Origin of the sequence: Actinosynnema sp. NPDC023658, from assembly GCF_040639995.1 — a bacterium.
Classification (GTDB): Bacteria; Actinomycetota; Actinomycetes; order Mycobacteriales; family Pseudonocardiaceae; genus Actinosynnema.
The window spans coordinates 1-1,606 of the sequence record NZ_JBFAAX010001175.1 but is presented as its reverse complement, the minus strand read 5'-3'; the positions used below and the strand labels follow the sequence as shown (position 1 = coordinate 1,606).

Annotated in this window: 2 protein-coding genes; one reads left to right on the top strand and one right to left on the bottom strand. The window is 70.1% G+C overall.

Annotated elements, in window-relative coordinates; all coding sequences use genetic code 11:
• The first annotated feature begins 539 nt into the window (after positions 1 to 539).
• A complete protein-coding gene (locus AB0G02_RS39275; protein ID WP_360805320.1) occupies positions 540 to 977 on the top strand; it encodes a hypothetical protein in 438 nt (145 codons plus the stop codon).
• 30 nt (positions 978 to 1,007) lie between these two features.
• Here AB0G02_RS39275 and AB0G02_RS39270 read toward each other — a convergent pair.
• Positions 1,008 to 1,606, bottom strand: a 599-nt coding sequence (locus AB0G02_RS39270; protein ID WP_360805317.1) for a response regulator transcription factor, incomplete at its 5' end; no start/stop codon positions are given.

Genomic DNA, 1,606 nt, shown 5'->3' with positions numbered 1-1,606 from the left:
GGCGCTCCGCGACGGCGCGCTGCCGGTCGGTGAGGAGCACGGTCAGCCGCTGCTCCGATTCCCCCTCCACCGCACCGCCGACGCCCACCGCGCGGTGGAGGGCGGCGCCGTCGGCAAGGTGCTGGTGGACGTCTCCCCGTAACTCCGCGACCGCACTTCCCCGTTCCCGGCTGCTCCCAGGAACTCACGGTCTGCGACTCCCGCGCCCGGACGGGAACACCGCGCGCAGCGGTTCGGCGACGTACCCGGTGGCTCGGTGGTCGAGCGTCGGTGCAGGCATCGTCCATCCTCACAGGAGCGTCCGGGCGCGGTGTCCGCGGGCGGCGGCGGGCCGGACCTCGGTGATCAGGGGAGGTCCTTCTCCAGGGCGGTGAGGTAGGCCTTCATGTGGAGTCGTGGACCTCGCCGGCGGAGTCGATGTAGCCGTGGGCCTGACGGGCGTCGGTTCCCGGTGAGCCGGTCCACGTTTAGGGACTTGTTAGAGCCCCCTGCGATGGTGCGTGCCAGGACTTGACGTCCTGCGAACGAGGGGGAACTACATGATCGGCATTCGACGCGTGGTCGCGGCCGCCGCACTGGCCATGACCCTGGGGGCGGTGGTGGGCGTCCCGGCGGCGTCCGCCCGGACCGAGGCCGCCTGGAACGACGACTACTTCAACGTGTGCGTGCCCGACTCGAACGGCTGTTACGCGTACACCCTGGGCTGGATCTCCTGGAGCAACCGAAGCGCGAACATCACCGGCACGGTGGTCAACGGGTACTCGAGCGGGTACGTCACGGCCTACTTCGAGGCGTACGCCGGATCGACCAAGATCGACAGTGACACCAGGACGGTGTACAGCGGCACTCGCGACTTCCCCATCAGCCTGGGCGACCCCGACCGGGTCGGCGGGTTCGACCGGACCAAGGTCACGGTCTGCTGGCACGGCCCCACCTACAAGGTGTGCAGCGAACCGCAGAACCACTGGCGGGACTGATCCCCCACCGCACCGGTGCTGTCGCGGCCGTCAGGAGTTGCGCGGTGTCACCAGGCCGGACTCGTAGGCGAGGACGACGAGTTGGGCCCGGTCGCGGGCGTGGAGCTTGGTCATGGCCCGGTTGATGTGGGTCTTCGCGGTCAGCGGGGTGATCACCATGTGGTCCGCGACCTCATCGTTGGACAGGCCCTGCGCGACCAGGACCACGGCTTCGCGTTCGCGGTTGGTCAGTTCCGCCAGTCCGGTGTGGGTGGCGTTGTCGAGCGGCCGGGCGACGTACCGGTCGATCAGCTTGCGGGTGATCGAGGGGGCGAGCAGGGCGTCGCCGCGCGCGGCGACGCGCACGGCGTGCAGGAAGTCCTCCGGCTGGATGTCCTTGACGAGGAAGCCCGCCGCGCCGGCGCGCAGGGCGTTGAAGACGTACTCGTCCAAGCCGTAGTTGGTGAGGATGACGACGTGCACCCCGGCCAGGGCCGGGTCCGCGGCGATGCGTCGGGTCGCCTCGATGCCGTCGACGACCGGCATCTGGATGTCGACGAGCGCGATGTCGGGCAGGTGCTGCCTGGCCAGCGCCACGCCCGCGTCGCCGTCGGCGGCCTCCGCGACGACCTCGATGTCGTCCTCCAGGT